Annotated in this window: 14 protein-coding genes; 9 read left to right on the top strand and 5 right to left on the bottom strand. The window is 71.9% G+C overall.

What is annotated here, in order from left to right; translation table 11 throughout:
- Nucleotides 1–64 precede the first annotated feature (64 nt).
- The 7 genes from OF380_RS22930 to OF380_RS22900 all read left to right on the top strand — a co-directional run bounded on the left by OF380_RS22930 (nucleotide 65) and on the right by OF380_RS22900 (nucleotide 8,328).
- The gene (locus OF380_RS22930; RefSeq protein WP_264047931.1) at nucleotides 65–2,584 is read left to right on the top strand and encodes a cellulose biosynthesis cyclic di-GMP-binding regulatory protein BcsB; all 2,520 of its coding nucleotides are present in this window, start codon (nucleotides 65–67) and stop codon (nucleotides 2,582–2,584) included.
- Complete coding sequence (locus OF380_RS22925) at nucleotides 2,581–3,831, top strand: glycosyl hydrolase family 8 (protein WP_404810497.1); 1,251 nt, start codon at nucleotides 2,581–2,583, stop codon at nucleotides 3,829–3,831. Before OF380_RS22930 ends, OF380_RS22925 begins: the two co-directional genes overlap by 4 nt.
- Nucleotides 3,816–5,768, top strand: coding sequence for a hypothetical protein (locus tag OF380_RS22920; RefSeq protein ID WP_264047926.1), 1,953 nt, complete (start codon nucleotides 3,816–3,818; stop codon nucleotides 5,766–5,768). The genes OF380_RS22925 and OF380_RS22920 overlap by 16 nt, the downstream gene beginning before the upstream one ends.
- The gene (bcsN, locus tag OF380_RS22915) at nucleotides 5,765–6,811 is read left to right on the top strand and encodes a cellulose biosynthesis protein BcsN (RefSeq protein WP_264047924.1); all 1,047 of its coding nucleotides are present in this window, start codon (nucleotides 5,765–5,767) and stop codon (nucleotides 6,809–6,811) included. Before OF380_RS22920 ends, bcsN begins: the two co-directional genes overlap by 4 nt.
- Before the next feature lie 542 nt (nucleotides 6,812–7,353).
- A complete protein-coding gene (locus tag OF380_RS22910; protein ID WP_264047922.1) occupies nucleotides 7,354–7,629 on the top strand; it encodes a hypothetical protein in 276 nt (91 codons plus the stop codon).
- A gap of 120 nt (nucleotides 7,630–7,749) precedes the next feature.
- On the top strand, nucleotides 7,750–7,932 hold the full coding sequence (locus OF380_RS22905) for a DUF3606 domain-containing protein (protein WP_264047919.1): 183 nt from the start codon (nucleotides 7,750–7,752) through the stop codon (nucleotides 7,930–7,932).
- Between the two features lie 150 nt (nucleotides 7,933–8,082).
- Nucleotides 8,083–8,328, top strand: a complete 246-nt coding sequence (locus OF380_RS22900) for a hypothetical protein (protein WP_404810496.1) — start codon at nucleotides 8,083–8,085, stop codon at nucleotides 8,326–8,328.
- A 97-nt stretch (nucleotides 8,329–8,425) separates the two neighbouring features.
- Here OF380_RS22900 and OF380_RS22895 read toward each other — a convergent pair whose 3' ends face one another.
- The 3 genes from OF380_RS22895 to OF380_RS22885 form a co-directional block, all read right to left on the bottom strand.
- Nucleotides 8,426–8,833, bottom strand: coding sequence for a hypothetical protein (locus OF380_RS22895; RefSeq protein ID WP_264047917.1), 408 nt, complete (start codon nucleotides 8,831–8,833; stop codon nucleotides 8,426–8,428).
- Between the two features lie 288 nt (nucleotides 8,834–9,121).
- Entirely contained in the window at nucleotides 9,122–11,209 is a 2,088-nt protein-coding gene (gene mdoH / locus OF380_RS22890) for a glucans biosynthesis glucosyltransferase MdoH (RefSeq protein ID WP_264051453.1), read from the bottom strand.
- 62 nt (nucleotides 11,210–11,271) lie between these two features.
- Nucleotides 11,272–12,858, bottom strand: a complete 1,587-nt coding sequence (locus OF380_RS22885) for a glucan biosynthesis protein (RefSeq protein ID WP_404810628.1) — start codon at nucleotides 12,856–12,858, stop codon at nucleotides 11,272–11,274.
- A 286-nt stretch (nucleotides 12,859–13,144) separates the two neighbouring features.
- On the opposite strand from OF380_RS22885, the gene glmU reads away from it, so the two are divergent.
- Both glmU and glmS read left to right on the top strand, forming a co-directional pair.
- Nucleotides 13,145–14,575 carry a bifunctional UDP-N-acetylglucosamine diphosphorylase/glucosamine-1-phosphate N-acetyltransferase GlmU gene (gene glmU, locus OF380_RS22880; RefSeq protein ID WP_264047914.1) on the top strand — a complete coding sequence of 477 codons (1,431 nt, stop codon included), beginning with the start codon at nucleotides 13,145–13,147 and terminating at the stop codon, nucleotides 14,573–14,575.
- 226 nt (nucleotides 14,576–14,801) lie between these two features.
- A complete protein-coding gene (glmS, locus tag OF380_RS22875; RefSeq protein ID WP_264047912.1) occupies nucleotides 14,802–16,628 on the top strand; it encodes a glutamine--fructose-6-phosphate transaminase (isomerizing) in 1,827 nt (608 codons plus the stop codon).
- A 36-nt stretch (nucleotides 16,629–16,664) separates the two neighbouring features.
- Here the strand turns inward: glmS and OF380_RS22870 are convergent, their stop codons facing one another.
- Complete coding sequence (locus OF380_RS22870) at nucleotides 16,665–18,749, bottom strand: family 2A encapsulin nanocompartment cargo protein cysteine desulfurase (protein ID WP_264047910.1); 2,085 nt, start codon at nucleotides 18,747–18,749, stop codon at nucleotides 16,665–16,667.
- Nucleotides 18,736–20,127 carry a family 2B encapsulin nanocompartment shell protein gene (locus OF380_RS22865; protein ID WP_264047908.1) on the bottom strand — a complete coding sequence of 464 codons (1,392 nt, stop codon included), beginning with the start codon at nucleotides 20,125–20,127 and terminating at the stop codon, nucleotides 18,736–18,738. The genes OF380_RS22870 and OF380_RS22865 overlap by 14 nt, the downstream gene beginning before the upstream one ends.
- Between the last annotated feature and the right edge of the window lie 110 nt (nucleotides 20,128–20,237).

Below are 20,237 nucleotides of genomic sequence, written 5' to 3'. Positions count from 1 at the left end.
GGTGGCCCGCCCGCAAACCCACCCACGGACAGCCCACCCCTCTGACGCGAGCTCGAACCCGGCCATGCCCGTCACATTCCAGCGCCGCCCCGGATTGCACGGCGCTTCCGCGCTGACGCTGGCCGGCCTGCTCCTCGCGGTCTGCGAGCCAGCCCTGGCCCAGAGCTTCGTCGGGCGCGGCGCACCGCGGGTGCTCACCGTCCCCGATGCCGAGCGGGCCGCGCGTCCGGCCACGACCGTCAATGCGGAGGCCGAGCCTGCCGCGCCTTCGGCCGCACCGCCCCTGCCGCAGCGCCCGTTTCCGGCGGTGTCGAGCAGCCTGCGTCTGAGCGGCGAGGAGAGCACCCTGCAATGGCCGGTCTACCTCACGGAGTCCCAGGCCCGGGAGCACCTGCGCCTGCGCGTCGGTTATCTCGCGGCGATCTCCGTTGTCCCCGAGACCTCCTTCCTCACCGCGAAGGTCAACGGCGTGGCCGTGGGCCGCAGCGAGATCAAGGCGCCGGGCGCCATCCGGATCATCGAATTCGACATTCCCGCCGATCTCCTGAAGCCGGGCTACAATGCTCTGGCGATTGGCGGCGTTCAGCGACACCGGGTCGATTGCTCCCTCGACGCGACCTATGAACTCTGGACCCAGATCGATCCGGCCTGGACGGGCCTCGTCTCGGCGTCCGGTGCGGCGACCGTCAACTCCCTGCGCGATCTGCCCGCCGTCACCCCCGATGCGCGCGGCATCGTTCCGATCCGCATCGTCCTGCGCAACCGGCCGGGCTTCGCGACCTTCGAGCGCCTGATCGGTCTCGTCCAGCAACTGGCGCTCGCCGGCAACTTCAGCCAGGTGGCGGTGGAGTTCGCCGGCGAGGCCCAGGGCCCGGCCGGCCTCGACATCCACGTGGCGGACGTCGGCGGGGACACGGGCGGTCTCGGCCGCCAGCCCCTGACCTTCGAGCCCTCGCAGGGCGAGCGGGCCGCCCGGATCGTCCTCTCGGGCGACACGCCCGCCGAGATCGAGGCGGCGAGCCGCATCGTTGGTGGAATCGCCAACCGCGAACCGATGGGTAGCCCGCAGGGCCTCCAAGCCCTCGCCCTCGCGCGGGGCGTGTCGGTTCAGGGTCGCGAGACGCTGCCGCTCTCGGCCTTCGGCCTGGAGAGCGGGGAGTTCGGCGGCCGCCTGTTCCGGACGCGCTTCGACCTGACGCTCCCGACGGATTTCGTGCCGGCGGATTACGACAAGATCACCCTGAACCTCGCCGGCGGCTATGCGGCCGGGCTGGAGCTCGGCGCCCAGATCATCGTGGACGTCAACGGGCGCAACGTCGCCAGCGTGCCCCTCGCCAATGCGGGCGGCGAGATCTTCCGGGACGAGACGATCACCCTGCCGCTCAGCCGCTGGCGGCCCGGGCGGAACGAGGTCGAGCTGAAGGCGCTGCTCCCGACACCCTCCGACCGCGTCTGTGAGGGGGGAGCCGCGCGGAACCGGTTCCTGCTGCTCAACCGCTCGACGCTGGCGGTTCCGCAGCTCGCCCGGGCGATCCGCCTCCCGGACCTCGCGGCGACGCTCGGCGGTGGCCTGCCGAAGGTGTCACCCGGCCAGCGCCCCCGTCTGGTCGTGCCGGCCCCGGACCGGGAGTCGATGGCGGCGGCGGCGACGCTCGCGGTTCAGATGGCCCTTTCCGCCGGCAAGCCGATCGATTTCGAACTCACCAACGACCGCGCCCTGGAGGGTCGGACGCCGACGGTGGTCGTCGGGCCCGCCCGCGCCCTCGATCCCGCGATCCTGCGGACCACCGGCCTCGATCCGGACCAGATCCGCCAGATCTGGCAGGGCCGCGCGGCCACGCAGCTCCTGAGCGAACCCGGCCGCAGATTCGCGGTGATGGACGGCGCGAGCCTCGACCGGCTGCGCAACGACCGGCCGCCGGCCTGTGCCCTCCCGGCTGCGGGTCCCCGGCTGGCCGGCGCGATCGAGCGCACGCGGCCCGACGCCGAACGGCGGGAGCGCGATCTCGTCGCCGAATGGAATGGCGCCACGGCCTCGCAGGAACGCCTCGCCGACCAGGTGGCGACGATCTCCGCCCGGCTCGGGGCCGCGGCACGCGAAAGCTGGGCCGCCACCAAGGCCTGGGCCGTGGATCAGGTCCGCGAACCCGAGATCGAGATCGGATCGCAAGCCTCCCTGATCGTCAGCCAGGGCTTGCCCGGACGCGACCCGAACGGGCTCCTCACCGTGTTCACGGCGCCGAGCGCGGCCGCCCTCCAGGCCTCCGCCATCTGCCTGACGACCCCCTCGATCTGGAACCGGATCGACGGCCGCGTCGCGACGCTCGACGCCAATGACGGCACGCTCACCAACCACGGGGCGAAGCAGGCCCGTTTCGTGGAGAGCGCCCCGGCCTCCCTCGGGAACCTGCGCCTCGTCGTCGCCGGCTGGTTCTCCACCAATCCGAGCGTATTCACGCTGATCCTGTTCGTCGCTGCGATCAGCCTCGGCCTGAGCACCTCGGCGATGCTGCGCGGCCTGGGTCGGCCCAATCCGGGTACGGCCGCCCCTGCGAAGTCCGAAGATGAGGAGAACGTGCGATGAAGCCGTATCGGGCGCACGCATACGCGGCTTCGCTCTGTCTGCCGCTGCTGGCCGTGGCCCCGGCGAGCGCGCAGGGACCCGCCGCCCCTTTCGAGACGAGGGCCGTGGAAAACAAGCCGATCGCTCCGAGGCCCAACGCCGCGGGCGAAGCGAAGCCGACCGAAGCCAGGCCCGCCGGAGGCAATCCCGTCGGAGGGAGGCCCGACGACGCGCCGCCCGCCGCCCCGGGCCCTGCCGAGACACTTCCGATGCTCAATAGCCTGGGCAACACGCCGGCTTGGCGTGGTTACAAGGCGCGCTTCGTAACGGAACAGGGGCGGGTCGTCGACACCGGCAATGGTCGCGTCAGCCACAGCGAGGGACAAGGCTACGGCATGCTGCTCGCGGTGGCGGCCGGCGATCGCGATGCCTTCCAGCGGATCTGGAACTGGACCCGTGCCAACCTGATGGTTCGCGACGACGCCCTTCTGGCCTGGCGCTGGGAGCCGGACAAGCGGCCGGCCATCGCCGACATGAACAATGCGACGGACGGTGACATCCTCGTGGCCTGGGCCCTCGCCGAGGCCGCCGACGGCTGGTCGGACGAGGGTTATCGCCTCGCCAGCCGCCGCATCGCCGTGGATGTGGCTCGCCGGACGGTCCTGTTCCGCACGGAGGGATTGCCGCTGCTGCTGCCCGCCATGAGCGGGTTCTCGGCCGAGGACCGGAGCGATGGCCCGGTGATCAACCTCTCCTACTGGGTCTTCCCGGCCTTCCAGCGGCTGAGCGCTGTCGCTCCGGAATTCGAGTGGAGCCGCCTCGGCGCCGCGGGTCAGGACCTCACCCTGCGCGCCCGGTTCGGCGCAGCCCAGCTGCCGACCGAGTGGATCTCGATGCGGGGCGGCCAGCCGCAGCCCGCCTCCGGCTTCCCTCCGCAGTTCTCCTACAACGCGGTGCGGCTCCCGCTCTATCTCGCCATGGCGGGCGTCACGGAGCGGCGCTACTACGAGCCCCTGCTCAAGCTCTGGGCCGATCCCGACCCCGCCGGGCTGCCGATCATCGACACGGCGAGCGACGCCGTCGCGGGCCGCATGGGAGAACCCGGCTACGCGGCGATTCCGGCCCTGGCCGCCTGTGCGGTCTCCGGCACGCCGCTGCCCGCCGGGCTGTCGGAGCCGGCTCCGAACGAGAACTACTATCCCGCCACGCTCCACCTTCTGGCCCTCACGGCCACCAACATGAGGTATCGGTCATGCCTCGGCCGCTGAACCCGCGGCGCGGCGCGGCGCCGCTCCTCCTCGCCCTCGCCGGAGGCCTCGCCTGGGTCGGGCCCGCGGCGTCGCAGCCGGCCCCGATCCGCACGGGGGTGCTGCAGCTCAACGAGCGGCGCGCACCGGTCATCCTCGACACCCCGCAGAACGTGGGCGGCGCCGAAATCATCGACGAGAGCGCCCTGCGCTACTACGCGGCCCAGCGCCAGGGCGAGCGCGTCCAGGCCGAGATCGCACGGCTGCGGCGGAACCATCCGAACTGGACCGTGCCGGCCGACCTCGACACCCTGAAGCCGAGCCCGCCCGAGGAAGCCCCGATGTGGGACCTCTTCACGGCAGGCCGCTTCGACGAGCTGCGCACCGCGATCAGCGTGCGCCAATCCGTCGATCCGGGTTGGCAGCCGTCCGAGGATCTCGCGCGCAAGCTGAACCGTGGAACCCTGCGAAGCGCCGCGCGGGCGGCTGCCCGGGATGGAACCTGGGACGACCTGATCGCTCGGATGAAAGCCTCCCGGGAGAGCATCCAGAACCTCGATATCGACATCGCCTGGACGTTGGCCGAAGCCTATGCCCGGACCGGCGACGTCACCGCGGCCTCCGCCCTGTACCGCAGCCTTCTCAAGGAGCAGGTCGATCCCGGCCTGCGCCTCGCAACGGTGCAGAAGGCGATGGCGGCGCTGCCGATGGCTTCCGTCGAGCCGCTTCTCGCGATGCGGAGCCCCGGCGCCGAGGGCGCCGACGAGTTCCGGGCGATCCATCAGGACGTGACCCGGGCCCGCATCGTCGCGGTCCTGCACGGGCAACCGGCCGGGCGCATCGAGCCGGCGGATCTGGCCGCCCTCGGCGATCAGGCCCGCCGGCTGGGCGAGCCGTCGCAGATCGCCCTCCTCGGCTGGTACGCCTATCACCGTCGACAGTTCCGGGAAGCCCACGACTGGTTCAAGACGGCCCTGACGCGCGGCGGGGATGCCGCGGCGGCGACGGGTCTTTCGCTTGCGCTGCGTGAGATGGGGCAGGATCGCGAGGCGGAGGAGGTCGCCTTCACGTGGCGTAATGCCTCCGTGACGAACCTCACCCTCTACGTCGACATGATGGAGCGGCGCCTGGGCGAAGGCCCCGCCGCGCCCGTCGAGGCCGAGCGGCTCGACCGATTCGCCAAGGTCGTTCTCGCGACGAGCGCGTCCGAAGGCGCGCAGGCACTCGGCTGGTACGCCTACAATGCCTGCCAGTTCGACGCCGCGGCGGACTGGTTCCAGAGGGCCGTGAGCTGGCGGCCGCGCGAGGCCTCCGTGCTCGGCTACGCGCTCAGTCTGTCGCGCTTGAAGCGGACGCGGGACTACCTCGAGATCGTGAACCGGTACGACGGTCTCTTCCCGAAGGTCGTCGGACTCGTCTTCGCCGAGCCCGATCCGCAGGCGCGCGACACCGGCCCCTGCGGGCCGGCCCCGGCCGTTCCGCAGCAGGCGGCGGCCGCGCCGCCGCGCGTGAACGTACCGAAGCCGACCGTCGCCACGGCGCCGGTCCGCCCCCTGGCCGTTCAGCGCGGCGAGTTCCCGATCGCGGTCGCCTCGGAGAACCCCCTGCGCTTCGGCGAGGGAGCGCCCCTCGCGTCGCGCACACGGGACGGGGAATATCTGCGCGAGGCCCGCGGGCCGCAGCCCCTGATCGCCCGGCGCGTCGTCGGGGTCGGGCCGATGCCCTACGAGCGCTACGGCTTCACCCTGCTGCCGGGCTGGAACGGCCTGAACCGGGCGAGCCTCCAGGGCGGACCGCCGGCCCCGCCCGTGGGCACCCTCGCGCAAGCTGAGAGCGGCACGCTGGCGCAAACCGGTTCGCCCCGGTCCGTGCCGCCGGGTGACGGTGACCGCTTCGGTCCCTTCAACACGGTCAGCGCCGACCGGAGCGGCCAGAGAAGTCCAGGACAGGATCGATGAACGGACCGACGTCTCTCCTCGGCCAGCCGCGCAGCCACGCGCGACGGACGCTGCTGCGAACGGGCGGCGTCGCGCTGAGCCTCACCCTGGTCGCGGCCTGCCAGACCGAGACGGCGCGCCGGACATCCCCACGCTTCGAGACGGCCTTCACATCCACGGCGCCCACCGACAACCGGCCCCTGGTCTCCCTGCCGAACAGCGGCCCCGTGCAGTCCGTCGAGGAGACCCGCTCGACCGCCAGCCTGCGGCAGCGCATCCTCTACGGACAGTCCCGTGGCCGGGTCGATCTCACGATCGCCTCAGGCCAGGTCTGGGACGACCCGGCGATGGCGAAGCCGAGCCGCGCCGGGATCGCGGCCGAACTGGCGAGCCTGCAGGATGGGGGGTCCTACCGCATCGTCCGTCGGCCGGTACAGAATGCCTACGGCCCCATCGGCGTCGCCCTGAACCAGCGCTGTGCCTATGCCTGGCAATGGCTAGACAACCTGCAACGTGTCGAACTCGGCCGTGCTTCGCTTCGCGGCCCGGTCGCGGTCTCGCTGCGCGTGCAGCATTGCGGTCTCAGGCCGATGGCGGCCGAGGCACTCCTGGCCGACATCGCCCGGATCCGCCTCGGCGTGACGTCCGATGCGATGGCCGGTTCGCCGCGTCCCCGTCTCGCGCGTGCCCCTCTCGCGCGTGCCCCCCTCGAACGACCGAGACCGACAGCCGAACCCGTGGCCACGACGGCTCCGGTCGTCCCGACAGCCAACCCGCCGGTTCAGATCCCGAGTTCGCCGTCCGTTGCCGTCAACGGCAGCCGAACCCTGGTGATGCTCCCGCCCGCCCCGACGGACCAACCCTACCTGGCACAGCCCGCGTCCCCACCGGCCTCGCAAACCGTCCCCGCCGTCCCCCGGCCGGCGACCGCGGGCGGCGCCCCGGATCGCGCGCGCTTCCTGACCGACGCCCTGCCGCCCGCCGGCCGCGCCCCGCAATCCGCGACGGCCGAGGCGCCGACGCGTGCCTCGTCGGGTTCGAGACCACCGCCGGCCGGCTGGTAAGGCGCCGCACGATGAAGCGTTGAACCTTCAGCGGCTCCGCCACCCGGCCGTTGCGACGGCCGGGTGGCAGGTGAAGAAGTCCCGGTCCCGCGAATTCAGCGTCGAAGGGCCGACGAGAGCCTAGGAATGCTGCCGAGCCTGTGAATCGCGGCGCGACTGATCGCATCGTCGCATTGGAAACCGACGCTGCCGGGAATGGCGATCATCGATGAGCCCTCTTGCCAGCACGACTTTGGCAGAAGGGCCTGGTGACTGAAACGCTCGCCAGAAGGAGAAAAATCTTCTGAGCCAGCTGCAATCTGAACTGCCTCAAGTCAGTAAGGCGCCGACGGGACCACGTTCGCCTCCCTGAGGATGGGCACCCGGCTCGGTGAAGGTGTCGCCGTGTTCGGCTATCCCCACGCGGACATCCTGGCGAGTTCGGGCAACGTCACGCTGGGCAACGCCCCGATACCGGCGGTGCTCGCCGTCCTGTGCCGGAACGTCGCACATCGCCCTGGCGTTACCGGGAGCGTGCGTCACGCCAACAGGAGGGAAACGCCATGAAGGCCATCACACTCGCCATCGCTGCAACGCTGGCCCTCGGATCGGTCGCCGTCGCTGCCGAGGGCGGCTCCGGGACCACCCGATCGGGCACCCTGAACAGCACCGGCCCGAATGATGCGGGCGCAGGCTCGTCCCCCGGTGCCGCGGGCAGCGGCCCCTCGACCGGTGACAAGAGCCGCTCCGGCACCACCAACAGCACCGGGGCCAACGATGCCGGCTCCGGCTCCACGCCCGGAGCGGCCGGCAAGGGCACGAGCGCTCCGACCCGCTGAAATCACACCGAGCGTGACGCCGAACGGCACCGCGCCCGCACGCGTCACGCTCGCTCACGACACCCCACCGCCCCACGCATCCCTCAGGGCCCTCACGCGGCCCCCTTCAGCGGACCACCCATGGCAGGCCTGAAAGACAAACGCGGCTTCATCGACAAGGAGCGTCTCGACCTGTCGGAGCGCAAGGCCGTGGAGTTCTGGATGAAGCGATGGGGCGTCACGCAGGACCAGCTCACGGCGGCCCATCGGAAGGTCGGCCGCCTGACCAAGGATATCGCAGCGGAGTTGGGCAAGAAGCGATAGCGCGGCCGAGAAGCGATAGGGCGACGATGCAGGGTGCCCGGCGCGAACTCGTACCAAATCCGGTTGATCCCTTTGGGATGACGGATTTGGGCTTCGCTCCGGCGCCGCGTGGGCTAATCTGATACGGAAGCCTTCCATGTGGGACGATCGATGAACCGCCTCTCCTACGCAGCCATGGTGACGGCCGTGGTCGTCCTGCCCCTTGGCCTGTCCGTTCCGGCAGCCGCGCAGAGCCCCGCCAAGGATTTCCTGTTTCAGGAACAGCGCTTCAGTCGGGCGTGCCGGCCTCCGCTCAAGTACGCGGCCGGGGCCTGTGTCCGCCGCTGTCCTGCGGGCTACGAGGACATGGGCCGTACCTGCCGGCAGAGAAGCATGAGGGGCGGCGGCGGCCGATAAACCGACGGATTCGGACGCCGGGCCAGCGCCGCGGGGGCATCCGGGCGGGGCGGCCTGCGGCGGGAGGGTTCGCCTCCGCGCCGCAGGAGGGCGCGGCTTAGGCCGTGAGCCGCTCGGCGGCAGGGCCGTGGAACTCGTCGACGATGGTCTGGGACACCTGCGCCAGCCATTCCTCCGCCATCTGCGCGCGCGTCTCGGCGGTCCGGACCCGCTCCTCGGCGGCCCGCAGCAGGGCCTCCGTGCGGATCTGAACGTCGCGGGCATGGGTCTCCGCGGCCAGAGCCCGCTCGTTGGCCGCCTTCATGTCCTCGCGCACGCGGTCCAGGAGTTCCCGAACGCGCAGCTCCTGCTCCTGCGCATCGGCTTCGACCTCGCGGACCCGCGCCGCGGCCGCGCGAACCCGCTCGATCAGATCCGACCAGTCCTGCGGCGGAGAGTGGCGCGTCGGAGGGAGATCCGACGACAACTTGTCGAGAGGACCGATGACCCGAAGGATATTGGCCAAGGAGGTTGGCCCACCTTGTTCTGGGGCGGCAACCTGCGGCTCACCATTCGTGTCCTTCGAGAGATCCCGCATCAGCTTTTCTATGTTGTTCATTGACCGCTTCCGCTCCCGAGGAACGCATTCTTCGACCGGATCATTCTTGGACCTGATATCGCGCGACTTTGCGCGCGCAGGTCAACGGTCGGCGAGCCTTCGCAGCGGGGGGTGAAGGAAAAAATTAACCGGGTGTTGTTTCCCAGTTCGGAGCGCACCCCGTCCCCGGCGGTAAACCCGCCGGGTGCGCGCGCCTCAGGGGACGAGGCGGGTGAGGCGGTCGAGGAGGGCGCGGTCGTGGAGGAGGGCCATGCGCTCCTTGGGGGTGAGCCAGGTCCGGGCCTCGTCGACGCGTTCGGCCTCCACCACCTTGGCCTGGGCGAGCGCCCGGTCGGGATCGATGACGCCGCGGGGGCGCGGGGCGGCCTCGGGCAGCATCGCCGCATGGGCCCGCGCCAGGTCCGGATCGCCGTGGAGGGCGGCGAGGGCGTCGGCATCGTCGAGGCCGGCTTCCGCGTTGCGCCGGCTCAGGGCCCCCGCCTGCGTGGCGATGGCGGGCGGCACGCGCTCCTCGGGGGTCATCAGCAGGCCGAGGCGCTTGAGGGCGAGGCCGAGGCCGAGCTGGCCGCTCGCCCACGAGATCGGGATCGCCAGCACGAGGCCGAGGATGGTGGGCGACATCCAGAGGAACAGCGAGGTGGCGATGGCGAAGGCCGCGATGCCCGTGACGAGCCCGAGCGCCATGTGCCAGCGGTGCCGGCGCACGATGTCCCGGAGCGGGATCGAGCCGTCGTCGCGCCGCTGCGGGTTCCAGCCGGTGTCGCGCCCGAGGAGGATCTGGAACACCGAGCCCGACTGGATCAGCATCGCGATGGGGGCGATCAGCGCCGAGAGCAGGATCTCGATCAGGCTCGACAGGACGAGGCGGATGCCCCCGCCGCAGGCCCGGCGCACCGGCCCGTCGATCAGCGCCAGGATCAGGCCCAGGAATTTCGGGGCGAGCAGGATGCCCATGGTGAGCCCGAAGAGCTGGAGCGCGCGCACGGGGTCGAAGCGCGGCCAGACGGGATAGAGCCCGAACTCGGAGGTGAAGTATTCCGGCCGCACGTAGGCGGTCTGGAACACCAGGGCGATACCGACCACGAGCTGCGCCAGCCACAGGGGCGAGGCGACGTAGCCGGCGATGCCGGTGGCGAAGTGCTGGCGCGAGGCGAGGGCCAGGCCCGCCGCGCCGATGATGCGGCTGTGCTGGAGGTTGCCCTGCGCCCAGCGCCGGTCGCGCACGGCCACGTCGATGAGCGAGGGCGGGCTCTCCTCGTACGAACCCGGCAGCGCCGGCAGCATGGTCACGCTCCAGCCGGCGCGCCGGATCAGGGCCGCTTCCACGAAGTCGTGGGAGAGCACGTGCCCGCCGAAGGGCGGCTTGCCCGGAAGGTCCGGCAACCCGCAGGCAGCCGCGAAGGCGCGGGTGCGGATGATGGCGTTGTGGCCCCAGTAATTACCGTCGCGGCCCGACCAGACCGAGAGGCCGGTGGCGATGACCGGCCCGTAGATGCGCGCGGCGAATTGCTGGACGCGGGCGAACAGGGTGTTGCGGTTGATGATGAGCGGCAGCGACTGGATGATGCCGGCATCCGGGTCCGCCTCCATGGCGGCGGCGAGATGCACGACGCAGGGGCCGGTCATCAGGCTGTCGGCGTCGAGCACCAGCATGTGGTCGTAGGCGGCGCCCCAGCGCGAGACGAAGTCGCCGATGTTGCCGGCCTTGCGGTGGTGGTTCTTCGGCCGGTGCCGGTAATACAGGCGGGCGTCGTCCCCCCAGCGGGCGCGCAGTTCGAGGAAGGCGCGCTCCTCGGCGACCCAGGCGTCCCCTTGGGTCGAATCCGACAGCACGAAGTAGTCGAAGGCCGCGCCGAGGCCCGTGGCGTCGATCTCGGCGCGCATGGCCTCGATGGCGGCGAAGGTCCGCGCGGTGGCCTCGTTGTAGACCGGCATCACCACCGCCGTGCGGGTGGCCAGATGCGTCGGCAGGGCAGGGCTCTTCAGCCCGCGCAGCAGCACGAGGAACCCCAGGATCGCGCCGGTGAAGGCGAGGGCGATCCAGGAGAAGTTCAGGGTGAAGAGCGCGAGCAGCACGTACTGCAGCGCCGTGGTGCCGCCCGAGACCGCCACCACCTCGTACATCTGCAGGGCGCCGTAGGCCGTGAGGAGCGCGGCCCCGCCGAAGACGAAGGCGCGGGCGAGCCAGGGTTTCCGGTGCGGCTGCGCCGGCCGGTGGCCGGTGGCCGGATCCCAGTGCGCCAGGTCCTGCACCGGCATGGGCAGCGGCGCCTCGGGGGGCATCGCCGGGGCGAAGGGGGCGGGGAGGGCGCGGGCGTCCGCGTCGGGGGGGAGCGTGGGTGCGTTCACGGGGTCCAACGGTAGAGCCAGGTTTCGGTCAGCGGCGTGCCGGCGCGCTGCAGGTTGAGCCGCAGCTCGCAGGATTTCTCGCCCCTGGGGTCGAGTTCGAAGGCGACCCGCAGGGTGTCGCGCTCGGGGTAGCGGTAGAGGGTGCTCGCGGTGATCGCCCCCGGGGCGACGCCGAGCTGGGTCTGGATGTCGCCGGGGGCGGCGAGGCCGGGCCCGGTGAAGTCCACCAGGAACAGGCGCCGGTTCTCGGTGCCCCGCCCGCTGCGGGTGCCCGAGACCTGCGCCACGGGGGGCGGCTCGGGGGGCTGCCAGCACCAGTGCTGGCGATAGCTGAAGGGCAGCTCGGCCCCGGCGGCCAGGGCCGCCTTGGGGCGCCAATAGGCCAGCACGTTCTCGTTGAACTCGGAATCGCTGGGGATCTCCAGGAGCGTCACCGCGCCCGGGCCCCAGGCGCCCAGCGGCTCGAGCCAGAGCGAGGGGCGCCACTCCCAGTGCTGCACGTCGTCCTGGAAGGCGCCGTAGCCGCGCGCCCGCTGCATCAGGCCGAAGCCCTTCGGGTTCTCGTCCACGAAGGCGGAGATCTGCAGGGTCTCGGGGTTGCGCACGGGGCGCCAGATCGCCTCGTCGAACCCGGTGCGGATCTGCAGGCCGCCGCTGGCATAGGCGCCCGCGCGGGCGTCGTCCGCGCCGCGCCGGTCGTGGGGTCCGAACAGGTAGCTCGTGGTCATGCCGCCGAGGCCGAGATGGTCGATGGCCGCGCGGGCGAAGACCGTGCCCTCGACGTCGCAGAGCGAGGCGTCGCCGGGGCGCAGGCTCATGCGCAGGGCCGCCGTGGCGGAGGGCGAATCCACCAGGGCGTGCAGGACGAGGGGGCCGCCGGGGCCCGGCCGCTCGATCCAGACCGCGCGGAACTCGGGGAATTCCTCGCCCTTCGCGTCGGCCGGGCGCAGGGTGAGCGCCCGCGCCGTCACGCCAAAACCCTGGCCGGTGGCGACGAGGCGGAAGAACGAGGCGCCCTGGAACACCGCGAAGTCGGCGAGATCGCCGCCCCGGAAGCGGGCGCGCAGGCGAAAGCCCGAATAGCCGGGATCGTCCTTGAGGGCCGGCAGGGCGACGCCTTCGGTCTCGAACCGGGCCGGGTCGTAGGGCAGGGCGCGCACGACCCCCTCCTCCACCAGGGCCAGCGCCACGCGGGAGCGGAACACCGAGCCGCGATGCAGCGGCTCCACGGTGAAGCCGAGGCCCGCCTCGGCCCAGACGGCGCTGCCGGGCCGGGTGCGGATGGCGGCATATTGCTCGCGGTTGAGGCCCGTCAGCGCGTCGGGCAGGTCGTCGGTGCGCGGCGCCGCGTAGGGGCGCTTGGCCAGGGCCCGGGCCAGATCCGCGACCAGGCCGGGCTGGAACGGCGCGCCGTCGGCCGGCAGGGACGGGGCCTCGTCGGCCAGGGCCCGGCCGGGCAGGGCGGCGAGGCCGCCGGCCAGGGCGCTTGCGAAGGCCGCGCGGCCGGCCTGCCGGAGCACGGTGCGGCGGCTGGGGCCGCCGGCGGACGGGTCGTCGAGGAAGTCCGGGTTCGGCGGCGTCATCGGGTCCGTCTGGTCGGCGCGGGCGCGCGGAAGGAAGAAGGCGAAGGACGAGGGCGAAGGGTGATCTACCATGCAGCGCCCTGAACCGGTTCTTAAGCCGTCCCGAATCGCGCCGGTCAACGCCGAAGGGCTCCGGACCGTTCGTTCCGAGCCCGACTTGCGAGAGCCCGGAGTTGCAAGAGCCCGGAGTTGCAAGAGCCCGACTCGGAAGAGCCAAGACTTGAAAGTGCCCCGCCCGCGCTTTAGCCGGCAGGGAGCAACAGCTTGGCCAGCGGCGGAACCCTCGATGACGGACCAGACGATCCAGAATGCGGGGCGCAGCCTCACCGCCATCGTGCTCGCCGCCGGCAAGGGCACGCGGATGCGCTCGGATCTGCCCAAGGTGCTGCACCGGGTCGCCGGCCGGACCATGCTCGGCCACGTGCTCGCCGCCGCGCGGGAGGCGGGGGCCGGCCGCATCGCCGTGGTGGTGGAGCCCGGACAGGAGGCGGTCGCCCGCGAGATCGCGACCCTGGCGCCCGGCGCCTCGGTCCATCCCCAGGCCGAGCGCCTCGGCACCGCGCATGCGGTGCTCGCCGCCCGCATCGTCTTGGAGGAAGGCGTCTTGGAGGAGGGCGTCCTGGAGGAGGGCGCTTCCGGTGCGGTCGGCGACGACGTGGTGATCGCCTTCGGCGACACGCCGCTGATCACCGCCGCCACCCTCGCCCGCCTGCGCGCGCCGCTCGCCGAGGGCGCGGCGGTCGCGGTGCTGGCCTTCGAGACCGGGAACCCGACGGGCTACGGCCGGGTGCTGACGCAGGGCGACCGGGTGCTGGCGATCCGCGAGGAGAAGGACGCGAGCGCGGACGAGCGCACCGTCACCCTGTGCAATGCCGGGCTGATGGCCCTGTCGGGCGCCCACGCCCTGTCCCTCCTCACCCGCATCGGCAACGCCAACGCGGCGGGCGAGTACTACCTGCCCGACGCGGTCGCCCTCGCGGTGGCGGACGGCCTGCCCGTCGCGGTGGTGCCGGTGGCCGAGGCGGAGGCGCAAGGGGTCAACGACCGGGTCCAGCTCGCGGTCGCCGAGGCCGAGATCCAGGGGCGCCTGCGCCGCGCCGCGCAGGTGGCGGGGACGACGCTGATCGCGCCGGAAACCGTTTTCTTCAGCGTGGACACGGTGTTGGGGCGGGACGTTCTCGTGGAACCTCACGTGGTGTTCGGGCCCGGCGTGACGGTCGGGGACGGATGCGTGGTGCACAGCTTCTCGCATCTGGAGGGCGCCACCCTGGCGCCCGGCGTGCAGGTCGGCCCCTATGCCCGCCTGCGCCCCGGCGCGGTGCTGGAGACGGGGGCACGCATCGGCAACTTCGTCGAGGTCAAGAACGCCCGCATGGGGGCGGGCGCCAAGGCCAACCACCTCACCTACGTGGGCGATGCCGAGGTCGGGGCGGGGGCCAATCTCGGGGCCGGCACCATCACCTGCAACTACGACGGGGTGAACAAGCATCGCACCACGATCGGGGCGGGCGCCTTCATCGGCTCGAACACCGCGCTGGTCGCCCCCGTGCAGGTCGGGGCGGGCGCCATCGTCGGCGCCGGCTCGGTGATCGCCTCGGACGTGCCGGACGAGGCGCTGGCGGTCTCGCGGGGGCGCCAGCGCGTCGTCGCCGGCTGGGCGCCGGGCAAGCGCGCGGCCCTCCAGGCCGAGAAGGCCGCGCGGGCGAGGAAGCCGTAAACCACGCCGACGCCGGAGCGGACCCTCGGCGGCGGCGTGCAAGCCCCCGTTCAGGATTGCCGGCGCAGGATCCGCCAGACGGAACCGGACCGCCTCCGGCCCGGCGAAGCGTGGCTGGCCTCGCCCTGTCCCGATCCGATACAAGGCCGGGACGACGCGGCTCCGCGCGTGGCCCGACCCGCGCGGATCGTGGCAGGCCCGGACTTTGGAAAGACACGGAAAACCCATGTGCGGAATCGTTGGCATCGTCGGACGGGACGCCGTGGCCGGGCAGCTGGTGGAAGCCCTGCGCCGGCTCGAATATCGCGGCTACGATTCGGCCGGCATCGCCACCCTGACGGAGGGGCGGCTTGAGCGCCGCCGGGCCGAGGGCAAGCTCGGCAACCTCGAGATGCGCCTGCGCGACGAACCCTTGAGCGGCGCCATCGGCATCGGCCACACCCGCTGGGCGACCCACGGGCGCCCCAACGAGACCAACGCCCACCCGCACGCGACCGCGCGCCTCGCCGTCGTGCATAACGGCATCATCGAGAATTTCCGCGAGTTGAAGGCCGAGCTTCAGGGCCAGGGCGTGCGCTTCGAGAGCGAGACCGACACCGAGGTGGTGGCCCAGCTCGTCAGCCACGCCATGGACGGGGGCCTAGGCCCCGTCGAGGCGGTGGCCGCCTGCCTGCCGCGCCTGCACGGGGCCTTCGCGCTCGGCTTCGTGTTCGCGGGCCACGACGACCTCCTCATCGGCGCCCGCCACGGCGCGCCGCTCGCCATCGGCTTCGGCGAGGGCGAGACCTATCTCGGCTCGGACGCCCTGGCGCTCGCCCCCTTCACGGAAGCGATCACCTACCTCGACGAGGGCGACTGGGCGATCCTGTCGCGCGCCGGCGCCGAGATCCGCGACATCGCCGGCCGGCCCGTGACCCGCGAGCGCCAGCGCATCGTCGCCCAGGCCTACCGGGTGGAGAAGGGCAACCACCGCCACTTCATGGGCAAGGAGATCCACGAGCAGCCCGAGGTGGTGGGCCGCACCCTGAGCCATTACGTCGACCTCGCCAACGGCCGGGTCGCCCTGCCCGAGGCCCTGCCCTTCGACTTCGCCAAGCTGTCGCGGATCTCGATCACCGCCTGCGGCACGGCCTACTACGCGGGGCTGGTGGCCAAGTACTGGTTCGAGAGCCTGGCCCGGCTCCCCGTCGAGATCGACGTGGCTTCGGAGGCGCGCTACCGCGAGCCGCCGCTGGACCGGGACGGGCTCACCCTGGTCATCTCGCAATCGGGCGAGACCGCCGACACCCTGGCCTCGCTCCGCTACGCCAAGGCGCAGGGGCAGCACACCCTGGCGGTGGTGAACGTGCCGACCTCGACCATCGCCCGGGAGGCCTCCGCCACCGTGCCGACGCTGGCCGGCCCCGAGATCGGGGTCGCCTCCACCAAGGCGTTCTCGTGCCAGCTCACCGTGCTCCTGTGCCTCGCCATCGCGGCGGGCCGGGCGCGCGGCACCCTCGACGCGGAGGCCGAGCGCCGCCTCGTCGACGCGCTGATCACCGTGCCGGGCCTGATGGCGGAGGCCACCCGGCTGGAGGGCGAGATCGAGGGGCTGGCGCGCGAGGTCTCGAAGGCCCGCGACGTGCTCTATCTGGGGCGCGGCACCAGCTATCCGATGGCGCTGGAGGGCGCGCTGAAGCTCAAGGAAATCAGCTACATCCACGCGGAAGGTTATGCGGCGGGTGAACTCAAGCACGGCCCGATCGCGCTGATCGACGAGAGCGTGCCGGTGATCGTGATCGCCCCCCACGACGCGATCTTCGAGAAGACCGTCTCGAACATGCAGGAGGTGGCCGCGCGCGGCGGGCGCATCATCCTGATCGGCGACGCCAAGGGCGCGGCCGCCGCCGGCCTCGACACCATGGCCACCGTGACCATGCCCGACCTCGACCCGGTGGTGGCGCCCATCGTCTACGCGGTGCCGATCCAGCTCATCGCCTACCACACCGCCGTCTTCATGGGGAAAGACGTCGACCAGCCCCGCAACCTCGCGAAATCCGTCACCGTGGAATAGGGGACGCCGGCCCTGGGGGCCGGCGTCCCGCGTCGCTCAGCGGCGCGGCAGGGCGTGGAGGCCTTCGAGGAAGGCGTCCACGTCCGCGCGGGTGTTGTAGAAGGCCAGCGAGGCCCGCACCGACTGGTCGATTCCGAAGCGGCGCAGGGCCGGCAGGGCGCAGTGGTGTCCGGAACGCACCGCGATGCCGCGCGCGTCGAGGTGCCGGGCCACCGCCTCGTTCTCGTGCCCGTCGATGACGAAGGACATCACGCTGGCCTTGTGGTGGGCGGTGCCGATGAGGCGAAGGCCCTTCACCTCGGCCAAGCCCGCTTGCGCGTAGTCGAGCAGGTCGTGCTCGTAGGCCGCGATGCCGGGCAGGCCGACGCTCTCCAGGTAGTCGAGGGCGGCTCCCAGGCCCACCGCCCCGGCGATGTCGGGGGTGCCCGCCTCGAACTTCTCGGGCACGCCCTTGTAGACGGTCCGCGCGAAGGTGACGTCCTCGATCATGTGGCCGCCGCCCTGCCAGGGCGGCATCGCCTCGAGGAGCGCGCGCTTGCCGTAGAGGGCGCCGATCCCCGTCGGCCCGAACACCTTGTGGCCGGAGAAGACCAGGAAGTCGGCATCGAGCGCCTGCACGTCGAGCGGGATGTGCGGCGAGGACTGGGCCGCATCCACCAGCACCGGCACCCCGTAGGCGTGGGCGAGCGCGATGATCTCGGAGACCGGGTTGATGGTGCCCAGCGCGTTGGCGACGTGGGTCACCGAGACGAGCTTGGTGCGGCCCGAGAGCAGGGTCGCGAACTGCTCGAAGATGATCTCGCCCCGGTCGTTGACCGGGATCACCCGCAGGGTCGCCGCCGTCGCCTGGGTCAGGAGCTGCCAGGGCACGATGTTGGCGTGGTGCTCGATCTGGCTGACGATGATCTCGTCGCCCGGGCCGATCGTCGAGCGGCCGTAGGAATTGGCGACGAGGTTGATCGCCTCGGTGGTCCCGCGCAGGAAGACGATCTCGTCCGTCGAGGCCGCGTTGAGGAACCGGCGCACCCGCTCGCGCCCGCCCTCGAACAGGTCCGTGGAGCGGGCCGCCAGCGTATGCGCCGCCCGGTGGATGTTCGAGTTGTGGCGGGCGTAGAACTCCGAGGTGATGTCGATCACGCTCTGGGGCTTGTGGGTGGTGGCCGCGTTGTCGAGCCAGACCAGGGGATGGCCGTTGACGCTCTGGTGCAGGGCCGGGAAGTCCTTGCGGACCCGCTCCACGTCGAAGGGCGCCGCCACGGGGCTCGTCCCTTGCGCGGCGAGATGCGGGGCGTGCCGGTGGCCCGGCTCGACGCGGGACGACGGGGCGGGCGCGGCCCCGCCCGTCCGGCTCCTGTCCGTCAGGAAGTACCTGTCCGTCAGGAAGTAGTAGTCGCCCGACGAGAACGGCGCCTCGGCGATCTCGGCCTTTCGGGCCGCGTCCGGGGATGTCCGGCCGCTGCGGGAAACGGTCTCCCGCGAGGCGTCCTTGTGGGAGGTGTTCTTGTGCGCGGTGTTCTTGTGCGAGGCGCTCTGGTGGGAGGTGTTTTTGCCCTCATGGCCGGGGGCCTCGGGCACCAGGGAGGGGGCCAAAACCTGCGCGAAGGCATGGGCGCGCGGGTGGTCCTGGGCGATGGTGGCGTGGAGGTCGCGGCCGCCGGGCAGGAAGGCGGCCACGTCCGCGACGCTCGGCACGAAGAACTCGGGCAGGCCCGAGCGCGGCCCCTGGGCCTCGGGATGGACCGAGGGAAAGGCCGAGGGAAAGGCCGAGTGCTGGGCGAAACCCGGCCCCGTCAGACCGGACAGGCCGACCGGCGGGGCGCCGAACCTGCGGGCGCCGAGCGCCGAGGCGTCGGGCTGGAGGCCGGACGGCGCCGAGCCCGCCGGGATCGACGGCGTGGCGAGATCCCCCTTGGGGGCGAGGGGGTGGCCGAGGCCCTGGGGAAGATTCTCCAGGGCCTGCGGTGCTTGCGGCGTCTGCGGCAGGCTGGGGGTCAGGGGCGCGGAGGCCGCCTGACCCTGACCGTAGATCTCGCGGGCGAGGCGCCCGACGAGGTCCGCATGCGCCGTATCGCCGAACAGCCCCGCGGGGAGGCCGACGGACGGCGCGCTAGGCGTAGTCATGGTAGTTGCCCAGCAGCACGTTATCGAGGCGTGCGATCGCATCCTCCACCAGCACGGCGGCCGAGAAGTAGCGGGTCACGAGGTGCGAGGCGATGGAATGGTCGTTGGTGCCCATGTAGCGCACCGACAGGCCGGTCTCGATCTCGCCGGTGACGCCGGATTTCTGCAGGCCGACCACGCCCTGCTCGCCCTCGCCGACGCGCAGCAGCAGGATCGAGGTGGTCTGGGCGCCGGTCACCGGGTCGATGTCGATGGGCAGCTTGTCGCTCGGTACGATCGGCACGCCGCGCCAGGTCAGGAAGGGCGAGCCGAACAGGTGGATCACCACCGGGGGCACGCCGCGCCGGGTCGCCTCCCGGCCGAAGGCCGCGATGGCGCGGGGATGGGCCACGAAGAAGGCGGGCTTCTTCCAGACGAGCGTCAGCAGTTCGTCGAGGTCGTCCGGGGTGGGCGGGCCGCCGCGGGTGGGGATGCGCTGGCGCTGGCTGACCTCGTGGAGCAGGCCGAACTCGGAATTGTTGAAGAGCTCCCACTCCTCCCGCTCCTTCACGGCATCGACCGTGAGCCGGATCTGCTCGCGCAGCTGGTCGATCTCGTTGGAATAGAGGTCGGTGACGCGGGTATGGGTGTGCAGGATCGTCTGGATCGTGGAGAGGTGGTACTCGCGCGGGTCCTCCTCGTAATCCACGAAGGTGGTGGGCAGGCGCGGCTCGCCGGTATGGACCGCGAGCAGCTCGATGCCCTGCTCGCCGTGGGAATTGGTGTGGCCCTTGAGGCGGTCGCGCTCCTCGACATACTGGGTGATGCGCGAGCGGATGCCCTCGTCCTCGATCGCGGCCCGGTCGAGGGTGAGCAGGGTCACCGCCGAGAGCGCCTTCACGGCGGGCGCGGGCGTGTTCTCGCCGACGAGGTCGCCGTCACCGAAGTAGTCGCCCCCCGTCGCCAGGCCCTGGCGCAGGCGGCCCTTGAACGGGCCGGACAGGGTGAGTTCGACGGTGCCGTCCGCCACCACGGTCAGGCTGCGGCCGGTGGAGCCCTCCTCGGCGATGATCTCGCCGGCCTTGTGCTGGGAGGCGGTGAACTTGCCCGCCAGCGCCGCGAGCTCGTTGTCGCCGAGCCGGCTGAACAGCGGGATGCGCCGCAGCGAGGCCGGGCGCACGGCGCGGTCGCCCGCGTCGTTGGACAGCTCGATCCGGCCGGGCTTGGCCAGCACCACCGCCCGGCGGTTGACCCGGTAGACGCCGCCGGCGACGTCCACGAAGGGCAGCAGGCGATGGAACCAGCGGGGGGTGTTGGCCGCGTTCTGGACCGAGGTGACGGTCGCGGTTGCGAGATTGCGTGCCGCCGAGGCGCTCACGCTCAGACCCGGTCCACTCATCGGTTTTCGTCTCCGTCTGGGCGACAAGGACCGCGCGGCGCTCGACATGGGTCGGCCACGACGCGACGAGTGCCGCATCGCACTCGCATGCGATCGACCCGCGCACCTGC

Source organism: Methylobacterium sp. FF17 (assembly GCF_025813715.1).
Taxonomy (GTDB): Bacteria; Pseudomonadota; Alphaproteobacteria; order Rhizobiales; family Beijerinckiaceae; genus Methylobacterium; species Methylobacterium flocculans.
The sequence above is the reverse complement of the archived record's forward strand: the minus strand, read 5'-3'. Positions and strand labels throughout refer to the sequence as shown.